Here is a 15,482-nt window from a genome sequence, read left to right on the forward strand (position 1 = left end):
TCCTGGCAGGCGGTTTACAGTGTGAATTGATAACAATTTCTGACCCAACCCCACAGCTTCCATGGATGCCACCTTGGCCGAACCACCCCTGTCCGCCCTATCGGGTGTGGCGCGCATGCTGGTGCACGCCGGCAAGCTGAGCCCAAAGGTGGCCGAGGACCTTGTGCGTCAGGCCCGTGAAAAGAAACTCAGTTTCGTCAACTCGGTGATCGCTGCCGGCGTGGTTTCCTCGGTCGACCTGGCGCACACGCTGTCGACGGCGCTGGCCTTGCCGCTGCTGGATCTGAATGCGATGGATCCCCAGCGCATGCCGCAAAACATCATCGACGGCAAGCTGGCCTTGCAGTATCAGGTGGTGGTGCTGGGACGGCGCGGCAGCCGACTCTTCATTGGCGGGGCGGACCCGACCGACCAGGAAGTGGTGGAGCGGATCAAGTTCGCCACCCAATTGGCACCCGAATGGATCATTGTCGAACACGACAAGTTGGCCAAACTCTTGACCGGTGCGGGCAGCAGCGCCAGCGAAACACTGGAGTCGATGGCCGGCGAGGACTTCGACTTCGACATCGACGAGGGCGAGGCCGCGCCTGCGCCGGAAGCCGCCGAGCTGGGTGATGTGGAGGATGCACCGGTGGTGCGTTTTCTGCAGAAAATGTTGGTCGACGCGATCAATATGCGAGCCTCGGACCTGCACTTCGAGCCCTACGAATATCACTACCGAGTGCGCTTCCGGGTTGACGGCGAACTGCGCGAAATTACCCAGCCGCCGATCGCCATCAAGGACAAACTGGCCTCGCGTATCAAGGTACTCTCAAGGCTGGACATCGCCGAACGCCGGGTGCCGCAAGACGGCCGCATGAAGCTGAAGTTCGGCGCCAAGTCGATCGACTTCCGCATCAGCACCTTGCCGACGCTGTTCGGCGAGAAGATCGTGATCCGGATTCTTGACCCCTCATCGGCCAAGTTAGGCATTGAGGCACTGGGCTACGAGAAGATCGAGAAGGAACGCCTGCTCGCCTGCATCTCGCGCCCTTACGGCATGGTGTTGGTGACGGGCCCTACCGGCTCGGGTAAAACGGTGTCGCTCTACACCTGTCTGAATATCCTCAACCAGCCGGGCGTCAACATATCGACGGTCGAAGACCCGGCCGAAATCAACTTGCCCGGCATCAACCAGGTGAATGTGAACGACAAGGCGGGCTTGAGCTTTTCGGCCGCGCTGAAGTCATTTCTGCGCCAGGACCCGGACATCATCATGGTCGGCGAGATTCGTGATCTGGAGACTGCCGACATCGCCATCAAGGCCGCTCAGACCGGCCATATGGTGATGTCCACGCTACACACCAACGACGCGCCAAAGACGCTGACTCGGCTGTTGAACATGGGCGTGGCACCGTTCAATATTGCCTCCAGCGTTTTGCTGATTACCGCCCAACGCCTGGTGCGCCGCCTGTGCGAAAACTGCAAGGCGAGCGCCGAATACCCTCACGATGCGCTGCTGCGGGCAGGCTTTCTGGAAGAAGAGTTGGACGGCAGTTGGAAGCAATATCGGGCGGTCGGCTGCTCAAGTTGTAACAACGGTTACCGTGGACGGGTCGGGCTTTACCAAGTGATGCCAATTTCCGAGTCGATTCAGCGCATCATCCTGGCCGAGGGCTCGGCGATGGACATCGCGGTGCAGGCCAAGCTCGAGGGCGTGCGGGACCTCCGCCAGTTTGGTTTGGTCAAGGTCAAACTTGGCGTCACAACGCTGGAAGAAGTGCTGGCCGCCACCAATGAATAATTTGAGCCCGGGAGTGGATGAATATGGCAACAAAACCCAAGCCGGTTAACGAGACCACTTTCGAGTGGGAAGGCAAGGACCGCAACGGAAAACTTGTACGGGGCGAAATTCGCGCGGGCGGCGAGGCCATGGTCAGCGCCACGCTGCGGCGCCAGGGCATTCTCGTCAGCAAGGTCAAAAAACGCCGCGTCAGCGGCGGCAAACCGATCAAGCAAAAAGACATCGCGGTCTTCACCCGCCAACTCGCGACGATGATGCGGGCCGGCGTGCCGCTGCTGCAGTCCTTCGAAATCGTTGGGCGCGGCAGCGTCAACCCGCAGATGACACGCTTGCTCAACGACATTCGCCAAGACGTGGAGACAGGCACCAGTTTGTCGACCGCGCTGCGCAAGCATCCGCTCTATTTTGATGCGCTGTACTGCAATCTGGTCGAGGCCGGCGAAGCGGCCGGTATCTTGGAATCGCTGCTGGACCGCCTGGCCATTTATCAAGAAAAAACCATGGCGCTGAGGAACAAGATCAAGTCGGCGCTGACCTACCCAATCGCCGTCTTGTCGGTGGCTTTTGTGGTGGTGGCGGTGATCATGATTTTCGTGGTGCCGGCCTTCAAGGACGTCTTCAAATCCTTCGGCGCCACCTTGCCGACACCGACCTTGATCGTGATCGCGATGTCGGAGTTTTTCGTCTCCTACTGGTGGGCGATCTTTGGCGGCATCGGCGGCGGCCTCTATTTCTTCTTCCAGTCATGGAAGCGCTCGGTCAAGATGCAGGCCACGATGGACAGGCTCTTGTTGAAAATCCCGGTGTTTGGCGATCTGCTCTACAAATCGGCGGTGGCACGCTGGACCCGCACCCTGTCCACTATGTTCGCCGCCGGCGTGCCGCTGGTGGAAGCACTGGACTCGGTCGGCGGCGCTTCGGGTAATGCGGTCTTTTCCGAGGCCACCGAAAAGATTCAGCGCGACGTCTCGACCGGCACCGCCCTGACCACTTCGATGCAGGCCACCGGCATCTTCCCGAGCATGGTTTTGCAGATGGCGGCCATCGGCGAAGAATCCGGCTCGCTCGACCATATGCTGTCAAAGTCGGCCGAGTTCTATGAGGACGAGGTCGATGAGGCGGTGAACGCGCTGGCCAGTCTGATGGAGCCCTTCATCATCGTCGTGCTGGGCACCATCATCGGCGGCATCGTGGTGGCCATGTATCTACCAATTTTCAAACTCGGACAAGTGGTCTGATCAGCACAAATGATGACTGACTTCGAATTCCTTCTTTCGCCCTGGGTATTGGGCCTGTTCGGTCTGTGCATCGGCAGTTTTCTCAATGTGGTGATCCACCGCACACCGCTGATGCTTGAGCGGCAATGGCTCGGAGATGCGGCCGCCCAGCTTGGCGATGCGGCCGAGCTGGGCCGCGCCAGCGCGATCTCCAAAGGTGAAGCCGACAAACTGGCCGCCGCCGCCAACGCCTTGAGCGTGCATATATCCAAGCTGCCCCAGCTTGGCATCGCCCTGCCCCGTTCGCGCTGCCCCAAGTGCGGCCACCAACTGGCCTGGCATGAGAATTTGCCGCTACTTGGCTATTTGCTGCTGCGGGGCAAATGCTCGGCCTGCAAGACCCCGATCTCGATGCGTTACCCCTTGATCGAACTGACCTGCGGCCTGCTGTTCGCTGCATTGTCCTGGCGCTTCGGCGCACAGCCGAGCACGCTGCTGTGGTGCGGTTTTGGTGCCGCGCTATTGGCCCTGGCCGCGATCGACTGGGACACCACCCTCTTGCCCGACTCGCTCAACCAACCCTTGCTATGGGCCGGATTGGCCGCATCGCTGTTCGGCCTCACCGTACCTTTGGCCGACGCGCTAACGGGCGCCCTGGTCGGCTACCTGTCGCTGTGGTCGGTCTATTGGCTGTTCAAGCTTGCCACCGGCAAAGAGGGCATGGGCTACGGCGACTTCAAGTTGCTGGCTGCGCTGGGCGCTTGGTTGGGCTGGCAGATGGTGCTACCGATTGTGCTGGGAGCCTCGGTGATAGGCGCTATCGTCGGCATTGGCATGAAGATGATGGCGAATCTTCGCGAGGGCCGCTATGTGCCCTTTGGCCCCTTTCTGGCCGGCGGCGGGTTTGTCGTCTTGTTCGCAGGCGCGCCGCGCGTGCTGGGCTGGCTCGGTTGGGCGTGAAAATTGGCCTGACCGGCGGCATCGGCAGCGGCAAAAGCACCGTCGCCGGTTTTTGGCAGGAAGCCGGTGCAGCCTTGATCGACACCGATGCGATAGCCCGTCAGCTCAGCGGGCCTGACGGTGCGGCGATGGCGGCCATCGCGGCCGAATTTGGCTCAACCATGCTGACGCCGGACGGCGCCTTGAATCGATCGGCCATGCGTGAACTGGCTTTTTCTGACGCGACAGCCAAACAGCGGCTGGAGGCGATCCTGCATCCGATGATTGGCGCTCGGGCGCGCTGCCAAGCCGAGGCAGCGCAGGCGGCCGGCATGCAGTGGATCGTGTTCGACGTCCCCTTGCTGGTGGAATCGGGTCATTGGCGCGAGCGGGTCGACCGCGTGCTGGTGCTCGACTGCAGCGAGCAAACACAGATGGCCCGGGTCAGCGCAAGGCCGGGCTGGACAAGCAGTTCCGCCGCATCGGTATTGGCGGCGCAGGCCAGCCGCGCTCAGCGCCGCGCCTGCGCTGACGCGGTCATTTACAACGATGGCCTTGATCTGGCGGCGCTCAGGGAGCATGTCCTGACCCTCTGTGCGCAGTGGCGCCGGTGCAAATAAGGCTCAGGCCTTTCGACATTGTTGACGAAGGCCGCTCTGGCTGTGGAACAATTGGCGAGTTTGCTGCACGGCACTGTGCGGCACTGTGACCTTCAAGCTGATTGATAGGGATGACCGCCTTGGTCCTATACGAGTACCCATTCAACGAGAGCATCCGCACGATGCTGCGTCTGGAGCATCTGTTTGACCGCCTCGGTCAACTGATGGAGCGCGAGACTCCGCTCGATCACCATTTCGCCTTGGTCACGATGTTCGAGATCATCGATGTGGCGTCGCGGGCCGATCTGAAGTCGGATCTGCTGAAGGAGCTGGAGCGGCACAAGGCCCAACTCAACGCCTATCGCGGCAACCCTGGCGTCGCCGAAGGGCTGTTGGACGAGGTGATTGCTCGCATCGACAAGGCCTATGCGGGGCTCAATCAACTGGTCGGCAAGGCCGGCGCATGCCTGGGCTCGAATGAATGGCTGATGAGTATTCGCAGCCGCATCAGCATCCCCGGCGGCACCTGCGAATTCGATCTGCCGGCCTATTACACCTGGCAGCAGTTCTTGCCGGCCCGCCGACGTAACGACCTGATGCAGTGGACGCAAAGTCTGATGCCTCTGGCCGAAGCCTTGCAAGTGCTCTTGGGCCTGCTGCGCGACTCCGGCTCCGCCCACAAGGTGGCGGCGGTGGGCGGGCAGTTCCAGCAAAGCCTGGGGGCCGGCCGCGTGTTCCAGTTGCTGCGCATGCGCATTGACCCGAGCCTGGGGCTGGTGCCCGAGATCAGTGGCCATCGCCTGATGATCTCGATCCGCATGATGCGCCAGGACGAAGACGGTCGGCTCAAGTCGACGCAACAGGACGCCAGCTTTGAGCTGACGCTGTGCGCATGATGTGGCCCACCCCCGTAGGCGCTTCGCGCCAGCCCTTCAAGGGGGCGCGCCCGATGGCCCGGCAGAACCGGGTCCATGGGCGCTGCTCGGCAAGACAGACAGTACCGCAATGACTCCTTCCTCCTCACCCAAAATCGTTCGCTGCCCGACCTGCGGCGGTGACTCTATCTTTGCGCCCAGCAATCTATGGCGGCCTTTTTGCAGCGAGCGCTGCCGCCAGATCGACCTCGGCGCCTGGGCCAGCGAGAGTTTCGCCGTGCCGGCCAGCCCGCCGGTCGAAGACGATTCCTTACCGCATTAATTGGACCAAATCGAGCCGAGCCTGGCCGGCCGTTGTGAACAACAAGGCCTGCCAACCCAAGGTCTTGGCCGCCTCGATATTGGCCGGGTGATCATCCAGAAACACGCAGGTTTCGGGCGCGAGGCCGAATCGTTCGCTGGCGATCTGGAAGATCTCCGCGCGCGGCTTTGAATGCTTGACCCGCCCCGAGAACACCCCGGACTCAAACCATTGCTGCAGCGGGTGAGCCCGCTCCAGATGATCGGCATAAGGCTCGGGCATATTTGACAGATAGAAGAGCCGGTGCCCGGCCTGCTTCAACTCGGCAATCAGAGCGGCCGTATCGACCTGCAATTGCAACTCGTCCGGCACCGCAGCCACCACCTGCGCGACCTCGGCCGCCGGCCAACCGGTGCGCAGGGCAATTCGCTGGATGACGGTGTCGGCGTCGATCAAACCCTGATCAAACGCGCCCCAATCGCCACCATAGTTCTCGAAGAACTGCGCGGCCACCAAAGCGCCCTGCGCCGCGTCGGCCACCCGATGCGGCCACAGTCGCGCCAAGAAGCTCGGCGGGTGCCAGCGGAACACCACGCCGCCGAAATCAAAGACGATATTCATGCGAGCAGGTGCTTCAAGAGTCCGGCGGTGGAGCCGTCAAGCCCGGTCGTGTCGCCACTGCTCAAACGCGGCAGCAATTGCCCGCACAAGGCCTTGCCCAACTCCACGCCCCATTGGTCAAAACTGTTGATGCCCCATAGCGCGCCGCTGACGAACACGCGTTGCTCGTACAAAGCGATCAAGGCGCCCAGCGAGCTTGGAGTGAGCCGGTCAAGCACCAACGTGGTACTCGGCCGATTGCCAGGGAAGCTACGGTGGCGCGCCACGGTCGCGGCATCGAGTTCTTTGGAGGCCGTGGGCGCCGACTCTTGCAAGGCTTCTTCGAACGATTTGCCCTGCATCAACGCCTGCGACTGGGCCAGGCAATTGGCCAGCAACTTGCGATGCTGATCCAGCAACAAGGCCTTCATCTCGCCCTGCACATGCTCACCATGATTGGGCGTCTTGACGGCGATGAACTCGACCGGAATCACATCCGTCCCCTGATGCAACATCTGGAAATAGGCATGTTGGCCATTGGTGCCGGCCTCGCCCCAGACCACCGGGCTGGTCGCATAAGGCAAGGTCTGACCCTCCAGGTCGACGCCCTTGCCATTGCTCTCCATCTCCAACTGCTGCAGATAGGCCGGCAAGCGGCCCAAGCCCTGGTGGTAAGGCGCCACGCTGCGGCTGCTGAAACCATGGAAATTGCGGTACCAGATGTCCAGCAGGCCGAGCTGAACCGGCAGGTTCCGCTCCAGCGGCGTGCGGGCGAAATGCTGATCCATCGCATGGGCGCCGGCCAGCAAGGCGCGGAAGTTCTCGGCGCCGATGGCGATGGCGATCGGCAGGCCTATCACCGACCAGAGCGAATAGCGCCCGCCGACCCAGTCCCAAAAACCAAAGGTCGTGGTGATGCCGAAGGCGCCGGCCGCCGCCGTGTTGCTGCTGGTGGCGACGAAGTGACGCGCTATGTCGCTGCCACCCGCGGCCACAAACCAGGCTTTGGCAGCCAAGGCATTGGCCAGCGTTTCTTGCGTGGTGAAGGTCTTGGAGGCGATCACGAACAGCGTCGTGGCAGGCTTCAAGTCGCGCAGCACCGGTGCCAGATCATGGCCATCGACATTGGAGACAAAGTGCAGCTTCAGCCCATGCTGGGTGTAGGCCTGCAAGGCGCGCACCACCATCGCCGGGCCCAGATCGGAGCCGCCGATGCCGATGTGCACGACGTCGGTGATGCCGCTCTTGCTTGTGTCACGCACGCTTTCGGCAAAGGCCAGCATGCTGCTCAGCGAGGCCTGCACCTCATCGCTGAACAAAAAACCCTTGCCGGCGGGGGCCCGCAGCGCGCTGTGCAACACCGCCCGACCCTCGGTCAGATTGATCGGCTCGCCCGCCAACATCGCATCACGCTTGCCCTCCAGCCCGCAGTCCCTGGCCAATTGCAGCAACAAGGCCATGGTGTCGGCGTCGATGCGGTTCTTGGACAAGTCAGCGAATACCTCGGGCGCCGTCAGCGTCCAGGCGGCATAACGCCCGGCGTCGGCGGCAAAGGCCTGGCGCAGATCAAAACGCCGGCCGGCGCTTTGGAAATGCGCTTGCAGCAAGCCCCAGGCGGGGCTTTGGTCACAACGCGATGCGACGGGTGAAGAAGACATATCAGCTCACAATCATCTGATCCAGTTTGGCCGAGTCGACAGCAAACAGGCGGATACCTTCGGCCAGCTTTTCAGTCGCCATGGCATCCTGGTTGAGGGCGAAGCGGAACGCCGCTTCATCGAAAGAAACTTCTGCCAAGTCCAGCCGCTTGGCGGCGTCGGCGTCCAGCGCCAGCGGCAAGGCGGCGTCGAGCTGTTGCAGCTGCGCCAGCAGATCCGGGCTGATGGTCAGCAAGTCGCAACCGGCCAAGGCCTGGATCTGGCCGACATTGCGGAAGCTCGCGCCCATCACCTCGGTGCGGATGTCATGCTTTTTGTAATAACTGAAGATCTGCGCGACCGACTTGACGCCCGGGTCATTGGCGCCCGCCATCGCGGCCTCGTCCCAAGCCGGGCCGGCGCTCTTCTTGTACCAGTCGTAGATGCGGCCGACAAAGGGCGAAATCAGCTGAATACCGGCCTCGCCGCAGGCGACGGCCTGGCAGAAGGAGAACAGCAGGGTCAGATTGCAATGGATGCCTTCGAGCTCCAACTCACGGGCGGCCTGAATGCCCTCCCAAGTCGAGGCGATCTTGATCAGCACGCGCTCGCGCGCAATGCCGGCGGCCTCATACAGGCCGATGATGCGGCGCGCACGCGCCAGCGTGGCCGCCTTGTCGAAGCTCAGGCGTGCATCCACCTCGGTCGAGACCCGGCCAGGTACCACCTTCAAAATTTCCAGACCGAAGCGCACCAAGACCCGATCAACGATCTCGTCCAGCGCCAGGCCCTGGTGGGCGGCGACGGTGTCGGTCAACAGCGGCGCGTAGTCGGGCGACTGCACCGCCTTCAGGATCAAGGACGGGTTGGTGGTGGCGTCGCGCGGCGCGAACTGCGCCAGTTGCAAGAAGTTGCCGGTGTCGGCCACCACGGTGGTCAGGGATTTGAGTTGGTCCAGTTGATTCATGATTGTTTGTCTTTCTGCAAAAAGCTAGCCAGGCCGTATTAGAACCGCTGCCACAAGCTCCCAGCCGACCGTCTTCACAGCAGAACCAAGAACTCAGTTACAACGCCAAGCCAAGAAAAACTCCCATGAACGCCTGCCCTAGGGACTTCGGTATTGACCTTTGCAAGAAACTCCGGCATCATAAAACTAGAAACTTAGTTACATCAAGTGCCGCCTGAAAATTCTTGGCGCGCTGCATCAGATAAGGCCTGCCTCATGTCATTCGATCTCGTTTTCTTCGGCGGTACCGGCGATCTCACTTGGAGAAAGCTGATGCCGGCGCTGTTCCAGGCCTTCCGCCATGGCAAGCTGCCGGCTGGCGGGCGGATTTTGGCGGTCGCCCGTGACGAGATGAGCGATGAGCGTTACCGCGAATGGCTGAAAGAGCGCTTCCGGGAGGTTGATGGCTCCAAGCGCCCCAACGACGAAGAGTTCGAGAAGTTCGCCGCGCTGCTGCATTACCGCCGCATGGATTTGTCGCAGCCCGAGCATTACCAGCGCCTGAAGGAATGGCTGGGCGAGCGCGCCGCCGACACAGTGGTGCTCTACCTGGCCACCAGCCCGCATCTGTTCACGCAAATCTGCGAGCAACTCGGCGCCGCCGGCCTGAACGAAAAGCGCGTGCGTGTGGTGCTCGAAAAGCCGCTCGGCCATGACCTCGCCAGCGCACAGGAAATCAACCGCGTGGTGCGCTCGGTGTTCGCCGAGGAGCAGGCCTTCCGCATCGACCATTACCTCGGCAAGCCCTCGGTGCAGAACCTGATGGCGCTGCGTTTCGGTAACGCATTATTCGAGCCGCTGTGGCGGCGCGAAAGCATCGCCAATATCCAGATCACGCTGGCCGAAGGTTTGGGTGTCGGCACACGCGGCGCCTTCTATGACGGCACCGGCGCCTTGCGCGACATGATTCAAAACCATGCGCTGCAACTGCTGACTATGATCGCGATGGAGCCGCCGTCAACCCATGACGCCGACGCGATCCGCGACGAAAAGCTCAAGGTGCTGCGCTCGCTGAAGCCCTTCACGCCCGAGAGCGTGGCCCGCGATGTGATCCGGGGCCAGTACCGCGCCGGCAGCAACGACGGGCAGGCGGTGCCGGGCTATCTGGACGAGGGCAAGGTGCCGGCCGACAGCCATTGCGAAACCTTTGTCGCATTGCGCACCGAGGTGCAAAACTGGCGCTGGGCCGGCGTGCCCTTCTACCTGCGCACCGGCAAGCGCCTGGCCGCGCGTGACGCGCAGATCGTCATCAATTTCCGTCAGGTGCCGCATCCGATTTTCCCGGGGGCCAATCAGGCCAACCGCCTGGTGATCAAGTTGCAGCCTGAAGATGGGCTGGAGCTGCAATTGCTGGCTCACAAGGGCGGCGCCGACAACGAGGCGCTGACGCCGGTGTCCCTGGACCTGGACTTCGACAAGGCCTTTGCGGCCAACCGTGTAGGCGCCTACGAGCGTTTGCTGCTGGACGCGATCGCCGGCCGCCTGAACCTATTCGTGCGCAGCGATGAGCAAGAACAGGCTTGGCGCTGGGTCGAGCCGATCTTGGACGCCTGGAAGCAGGACAGCACCGGCCCACGCCCCTACTCGGCAGGCTCCTGGGGCCCGGCGGCGGCCAGCGCCTTGGTGGCGCGTGACGGCTTCGCCTGGGCGGAAGAGCAGTGAGCATCCTAGAGCGGGTCAAGGCGGCCCTGCCGGCCTTGCCGCCCGCAGAGCAACGAGTTGCCAAACTGCTGCTGAGTGACGCGCGCTCCTTCGCCAATCTGCCGGTCAGCGAGTTGGCCGACCGTGCTCATGTTTCCAAACCGACGGTGGTGCGTTTTTGCCGCAGCGTCGGCTATGACGGGCTGACCGATTTCAAACGTAAGCTGGCCGGCAGCGTCAACGAGGGCGTGCCCTTTGTGCACCGGGCGGTGGACGAGGATGAAAAACCGGCCGACCTGATCGTCAAGGTGGTCGACAACGCGGTCGCGGCCCTGCTGCATTACCGCAATGATGCCGCCAGCCATGCGTTCGAAATCGCCATCAACGCCTTGGCCGAGGCCGGGCGAAACGGGCGGCGGATCGAGTTTTACGGCGTCGGCAACTCCGGCATCGTGGCACAGGACGCACAGCACAAGTTCTTCCGCCTGGGCGTCAATACCGCCGCCTGCAGCGACGGCCATGTGCAGCTGATGAGCGCCACGATGCTGCAGCCTGGCGACTGCGCCGTCATCATCAGCAACTCGGGCCGCAGCCGCGACCTGCTGGACGCCGCCGAGATCGCGCGCAAAAAGGGCGCGACCATCATCATCATCACCGCCAGCGGCTCGCCCCTGGCGGCGCTCGGCCTCGGCCAGGGTCAAGTCTTGCTGGCGGTGGATCACCCCGAGGACTTTGACCGTTACAGTCCGATGGTTTCAAGACTCTTGCATCTGATCGCCATCGACATCTTGACCACCGGTGTGGCCCTGCGCCTAGGCTCGACCTTGCGGCCCATACTGCAAGAGATCAAGAAAAATCTGCGTAGCAAACGCTACGTTTGAGCAGTTAAGCGGATTGGCCGGAATCCAACAATTCCGGCCAAAGCAGTTCCGCCACGCCGTACACCCGCGCTAGTTCCTGTAACTTGGCCGGCACGTTCAGCACCCGCAAACGCAGCCCCAGGTCTGCGCAAAGACGGGCAGCGCTGAGCATCAGCGTCAGCACTACCGAGTCGAATTGCTGCAACTCGGCCGCATTGATGCTCAGCTCTGCACCGGCGCCGTTGCTGACCTGAGCGGCCTCGGCTCGCAAACTGGACTGCAGACTCAGCCACAAGGCCGGTGCCGCATCCACCCGCACCGAAGCCGGCAGCTTAAGCATATGGCTCGGCATTCAGGCCTTGACCGCCGCACCGGCGGCCTTCTGATTCTTGTCGGCCAGGGTCTTGATCAGGCCCTCGATGCCGTTGGCACCAATCTCCTGCGCAAAACTGTTGCGGTACTGGTCTGCCAACCAGATGCCCAGCACATTGACGTCAAAAATCGTCCACGCGCCGGAGACTTTCTCCAAACGGTAATCCAGTTGGATAGGGTCACCCTTGCCACGAATCTCAGTGCGCACCACCACCTCGGTGTCATCGGCGCTTGCACGCAGAGGCTTCAAGGCAATGGTCTGATCCTTCACCTGAGTCAAGGCACCGGCATAGGTTCGCACCAAAAGGGTCTTGAACTCGTCCTGCAAACGCCGTTGTTGCTCGGGCGTGGCCTGCCGCCAAAACCGCCCGACGGCCGACGCCGTCATGCGTTGGAAGTTCACATGGGGCATCACCTTGGTGTCAACCAGCAGAATGATTTTCTGCAGGTCACCGCCTTGAATCGCCTTGTCGGCCTTGACCGCCTCAATAGTCTCCAAGGACAACTGGCGAATCAACAAATCCGGCGCACTGGCATCTGCGGCCATGGCCGGCTTGCCCAAACCGACCGCAAAGGTCAGCGCCACAGACAGCAGACCCAAAGTCAAACCACGTTTGGAAAATTCACGTTTCGTCGCACTCATCAGTTCTTTTCTTTCTAGTTTCAGCGGGCCAAGCCAAGCAACGCGCGGCCCCATGATTCGGTTCACCGAAATAATTCAGGGCCCTGCCTGCGGGTTACTTTCTTCCTTCACGGTCGGGACCAGCACTTCGAACTCGTCATCGTCCCCGAGATTGCCGCGCCTTTGCAAAAAGGCGTCCCGGTAGAAGGTGTATTTGTCGAGCGCGATGCCTTCGAGCATCTCACTCGCACGCAAGAAATTGGAACGAGCGTTGATGGTCTGCAGGCTGTAAATCCCCACCTTGCTGGCGCCATCACGGAAAATAAACGACGGCGACGCTTGCCAATCAAACGGCATCGCCAGGGTATCGCGTACCGACGAAGGGCCGAACAGCGGCCAAACAATATAGGCGCCGGTGCCGGTACCCCAGCGGCCGAAGGTCTTGCCCATGTCTTCATTCTTGCGCTCCAAGCCGACCTCGGTGCCGATATCGATCAAGCCACCAAAACCCAGCGTCGAGTTGACGGCAAAGCGCATACCTTGCTCCACACTCGCCTTAAAGCGCCCTTGCAGAACCAAATTGACCGCCGTCCAAGCATCTCCCACATTGTTGAAAAAGTTATCAACCGATTGCCGAATGGGGCCGGGCACGATATTGCTATAGACCGTCGCGACAGGTTTCAGGATATTCGCGTCCAAGGATTCATTGAAGGCAAAAACCTTGCGATTCCAGGGCTCCCAAGGGTCGAGCTTCTGACCGGGGCTGCCCGGCGCGCTGCGCATGCTGGCGCAGGCGCCCAAGGTCAGGGCGAGGCACAGCAGCAGCAATGCTCGGAAGAACAAGGACATGGGTGCGCGAGGGGGTAAATGGGTGCCCCTGGAGTCGCCAGCATTCATGGTTTTGACTCTCCCGAGGCAGTGCCGGACTCCGCTGCCTTGTTGTACAAGAATTGACCAATCAGATTTTCCAATACGATCGCCGACTGGGTCTGTTTGATTGCGTCACCGGCAGCCAGATTCTTCTCGTCCGCTCCGGCCTCCAAGCCAATGTACTGCTCGCCGAGCAAGCCAGCGGTCAAAATTTTCGCCGAACTGTCCTTCGGAAATACGACCTTCTTGTTCAAGCTGATCAAGACCTTGGCTTGAAAAGTCTTGTCGTCAAAGGTGATTGACTCAACCCGCCCGATCACGACACCGGCGCTTTTGACCGAGGCGCGGCTTTTCAGGCCGCCAATATTGTCGAACTTGGCGCTGACTTGATAAGTTTCGTCGAAATTCAGGCTCAGCAGATTGCCTGCTTTCAGGGCCAGAAACAACAGCGCAGCCCCGCCCAAAAGCACAAAAAATCCAACTGCCGCGTCATGCCTTGAGGCTTGTTGCATGCTCAACTCCAAATTCCAATAGATACTAAATAGCGAACATCATGGCGGTCAGCACAAAGTCGAATGCCAGCACCGCCAAAGATGAAACCACCACCGTGCGCGTGGTCGCTTGAGCCACGCCTTCGGGCGTCGGTTTGCAGCCATAACCTTGCTGCAGCGCGACAAAGGTCACCGTCAAGCCAAACACCAAGCTCTTGATGACGCCGTTACCGACATCGGCCCACACATCAACGCCGCCCTGCATCTGCGACCAGAATGAGCCGTTATCGATGCCGATCAGCACCACGGCAACCAACCATCCACCAATCACACCGATGGCAGAGAACAGGGCCGCCAACAAAGGCATCGCGATCAGCCCGCCCCAGAAGCGCGGCGCCAGGACGCGCGTCAGCGGGTCAACAGCCATCATCTCCATCGCCGTCAATTGCTCGCCGGCCTTCATCAAGCCAATCTCGGCCGTCAATGAAGTGCCGGCACGCCCGGCAAACAACAAAGCCGCTACCACCGGGCCCAATTCCCGCACCAAGCTGAGCGCCACCAACAAGCCCACCGCCTCCGCCGAACCATATCGCTGCAACGTGTAATAGCCCTGCAACGCCAGCACAAAACCCACAAACAAGCCGGCCACGCCGATCAAGGACACCGAATGGTTGCCAAGAAAAAACACCTGGTCCCGCACCAAACCAAAACGCAAAAGGCTTTGTGGCAAACGCGCCAAAATTTGCAGAAACAAGCGGGTCGCCGCGCCAATATCGGTCAGCTTGAGCCGCAAGGACCGGCCAATGCTGGCTAGTTTGAGTGGAATTATCGTCATGCGCGCGCACCCAAACCAAAGTCATCCACCACGGAACAGGCCGGCTGATGGAAATGCACCGGCCCCTCGGGTTCGGCGCCTACAAATTGCCGAACCAGCGGATCTTCGCTGCGCCGCAATTCGTCCGGTGTGCCCTGCGCCACCACGCGGCCATTGGCGATCATGGCAACCTCATCGGCGATTGCAAAAGTTTCGTGCAAATCATGCGAAACGATGATGCTGGTCAGGCCCAGGGCATCATTCAAATCGCGGATCAATCTGGCGGCCACGCCGAGCGAGATCGGGTCGAGGCCGGCAAAGGGCTCGTCATAAAGCACCAAATCGGGATCGAGGGCGATCGCTCGCGCCAGCGCCACACGACGCGCCATGCCGCCGGAAATTTCAGACGGCATCAAGTCACGCGCACCGCGCAGACCGACCGCGTTGAGTTTCATCAGCACCAAGTCGCGAATCATGGTTTCGGGCAATTTGGTGTGCTCACGCAGCGGGAAGGCGACGTTTTCGAACACCGACAAATCGGTGAACAAGGCCCCGAATTGAAACAACATACCCATCCGACGCCGCACGGCGTAGAGATCGGTGAGGTTCAATGGGGCAATATCCTGGCCATCAAACAAAACCTCCCCCTTGAGCGGGCGAATCTGCCGGCCCAACAGACGCAGAACAGTGGTCTTGCCACCGCCCGAAGTGCCAATCAACGCCAGCACCTTGCCGCGCGGCACCTTTAGATTGACCCGCTCCAGGATCACCCGATCGCCGTAGCCGCAGGTGACGTCGCGCAATTCAACCAAGGGTTCGGCTTGAGCAATAAACGAAGTGGGATTTACGGCCATG

At 61.1% G+C, this 15,482-nt stretch carries 17 protein-coding genes; 8 read left to right on the plus strand and 9 right to left on the minus strand.

Going from position 1 to position 15,482, the window contains the following annotated elements; all coding sequences use genetic code 11:
• Positions 1–61: 61 nt before the first annotated feature.
• From pilB to LNV07_RS10420, 6 genes are all read left to right on the plus strand, one after another.
• Positions 62–1,783, plus strand: a complete 1,722-nt coding sequence (gene pilB, locus LNV07_RS10395) for a type IV-A pilus assembly ATPase PilB (protein ID WP_263571088.1) — start codon at positions 62–64, stop codon at positions 1,781–1,783.
• A 23-nt stretch (positions 1,784–1,806) separates the two neighbouring features.
• Positions 1,807–3,021, plus strand: coding sequence for a type II secretion system F family protein (locus tag LNV07_RS10400; protein ID WP_263571089.1), 1,215 nt, complete (start codon positions 1,807–1,809; stop codon positions 3,019–3,021).
• A 9-nt stretch (positions 3,022–3,030) separates the two neighbouring features.
• Complete coding sequence (locus LNV07_RS10405) at positions 3,031–3,960, plus strand: prepilin peptidase (RefSeq protein ID WP_263571090.1); 930 nt, start codon at positions 3,031–3,033, stop codon at positions 3,958–3,960.
• Positions 3,957–4,559, plus strand: a complete 603-nt coding sequence (coaE, locus tag LNV07_RS10410; RefSeq protein WP_318013713.1) for a dephospho-CoA kinase — start codon at positions 3,957–3,959, stop codon at positions 4,557–4,559. The genes LNV07_RS10405 and coaE overlap by 4 nt, the downstream gene beginning before the upstream one ends.
• Before the next feature lie 119 nt (positions 4,560–4,678).
• Positions 4,679–5,434 (plus strand): cell division protein ZapD, encoded by a 756-nt coding sequence (zapD, locus tag LNV07_RS10415; RefSeq protein ID WP_263571270.1) that lies wholly within the window; start codon positions 4,679–4,681, stop codon positions 5,432–5,434.
• A gap of 109 nt (positions 5,435–5,543) precedes the next feature.
• The gene (locus LNV07_RS10420) at positions 5,544–5,735 is read left to right on the plus strand and encodes a DNA gyrase inhibitor YacG (protein ID WP_263571092.1); all 192 of its coding nucleotides are present in this window, start codon (positions 5,544–5,546) and stop codon (positions 5,733–5,735) included.
• Here the strand turns inward: LNV07_RS10420 and LNV07_RS10425 are convergent.
• From LNV07_RS10425 to tal, 3 genes are read right to left on the minus strand one after another with little or no spacing between them, the layout of a single operon-like run.
• Entirely contained in the window at positions 5,724–6,335 is a 612-nt protein-coding gene (locus tag LNV07_RS10425; RefSeq protein WP_263571093.1) for an HAD family hydrolase, read from the minus strand. The two genes, LNV07_RS10420 and LNV07_RS10425, sit on opposite strands and share 12 nt — an antisense overlap.
• Positions 6,332–7,972: a glucose-6-phosphate isomerase gene (pgi, locus tag LNV07_RS10430; protein WP_263571094.1), complete on the minus strand. Its 1,641-nt coding sequence runs from the start codon at positions 7,970–7,972 to the stop codon at positions 6,332–6,334. The genes LNV07_RS10425 and pgi overlap by 4 nt, the downstream gene beginning before the upstream one ends.
• Position 7,973: 1 nt before the next feature.
• Positions 7,974–8,918 carry a transaldolase gene (tal, locus tag LNV07_RS10435; protein WP_318013714.1) on the minus strand — a complete coding sequence of 315 codons (945 nt, stop codon included), beginning with the start codon at positions 8,916–8,918 and terminating at the stop codon, positions 7,974–7,976.
• A 255-nt stretch (positions 8,919–9,173) separates the two neighbouring features.
• Between tal and zwf the strand changes: the two genes are divergently transcribed.
• Together zwf and LNV07_RS10445 are read left to right on the plus strand one after the other, a co-directional pair.
• Positions 9,174–10,619 carry a glucose-6-phosphate dehydrogenase gene (gene zwf, locus LNV07_RS10440; protein ID WP_263571095.1) on the plus strand — a complete coding sequence of 482 codons (1,446 nt, stop codon included), beginning with the start codon at positions 9,174–9,176 and terminating at the stop codon, positions 10,617–10,619.
• A 2-nt stretch (positions 10,620–10,621) separates the two neighbouring features.
• A complete protein-coding gene (locus LNV07_RS10445) occupies positions 10,622–11,479 on the plus strand; it encodes a MurR/RpiR family transcriptional regulator (RefSeq protein ID WP_263571272.1) in 858 nt (285 codons plus the stop codon).
• Between the two features lie 4 nt (positions 11,480–11,483).
• On the opposite strand, the gene LNV07_RS10450 is transcribed toward LNV07_RS10445, so the two are convergent.
• From LNV07_RS10450 to LNV07_RS10475, 6 genes are all read right to left on the minus strand, one after another.
• Positions 11,484–11,798, minus strand: a complete 315-nt coding sequence (locus LNV07_RS10450) for an STAS domain-containing protein (RefSeq protein ID WP_263571096.1) — start codon at positions 11,796–11,798, stop codon at positions 11,484–11,486.
• Between the two features lie 12 nt (positions 11,799–11,810).
• Complete coding sequence (locus LNV07_RS10455) at positions 11,811–12,473, minus strand: MlaC/ttg2D family ABC transporter substrate-binding protein (protein ID WP_263571097.1); 663 nt, start codon at positions 12,471–12,473, stop codon at positions 11,811–11,813.
• A gap of 75 nt (positions 12,474–12,548) precedes the next feature.
• On the minus strand, positions 12,549–13,301 hold the full coding sequence (locus LNV07_RS10460; protein WP_263571098.1) for an MlaA family lipoprotein: 753 nt from the start codon (positions 13,299–13,301) through the stop codon (positions 12,549–12,551).
• A 44-nt stretch (positions 13,302–13,345) separates the two neighbouring features.
• Positions 13,346–13,834: an outer membrane lipid asymmetry maintenance protein MlaD gene (gene mlaD, locus LNV07_RS10465; protein ID WP_263571099.1), complete on the minus strand. Its 489-nt coding sequence runs from the start codon at positions 13,832–13,834 to the stop codon at positions 13,346–13,348.
• A 25-nt stretch (positions 13,835–13,859) separates the two neighbouring features.
• The gene (gene mlaE / locus LNV07_RS10470) at positions 13,860–14,648 is read right to left on the minus strand and encodes a lipid asymmetry maintenance ABC transporter permease subunit MlaE (RefSeq protein ID WP_397545548.1); all 789 of its coding nucleotides are present in this window, start codon (positions 14,646–14,648) and stop codon (positions 13,860–13,862) included.
• Positions 14,645–15,481, minus strand: coding sequence for an ABC transporter ATP-binding protein (locus tag LNV07_RS10475; RefSeq protein WP_263571100.1), 837 nt, complete (start codon positions 15,479–15,481; stop codon positions 14,645–14,647). The genes mlaE and LNV07_RS10475 overlap by 4 nt, the downstream gene beginning before the upstream one ends.
• Position 15,482 lies beyond the last annotated feature (1 nt).

Origin of the sequence: Roseateles oligotrophus (assembly GCF_025717515.1) — a bacterium.
Lineage (GTDB): Bacteria > Pseudomonadota > Gammaproteobacteria > Burkholderiales > Burkholderiaceae_C > Paucibacter_A > Paucibacter_A oligotrophus.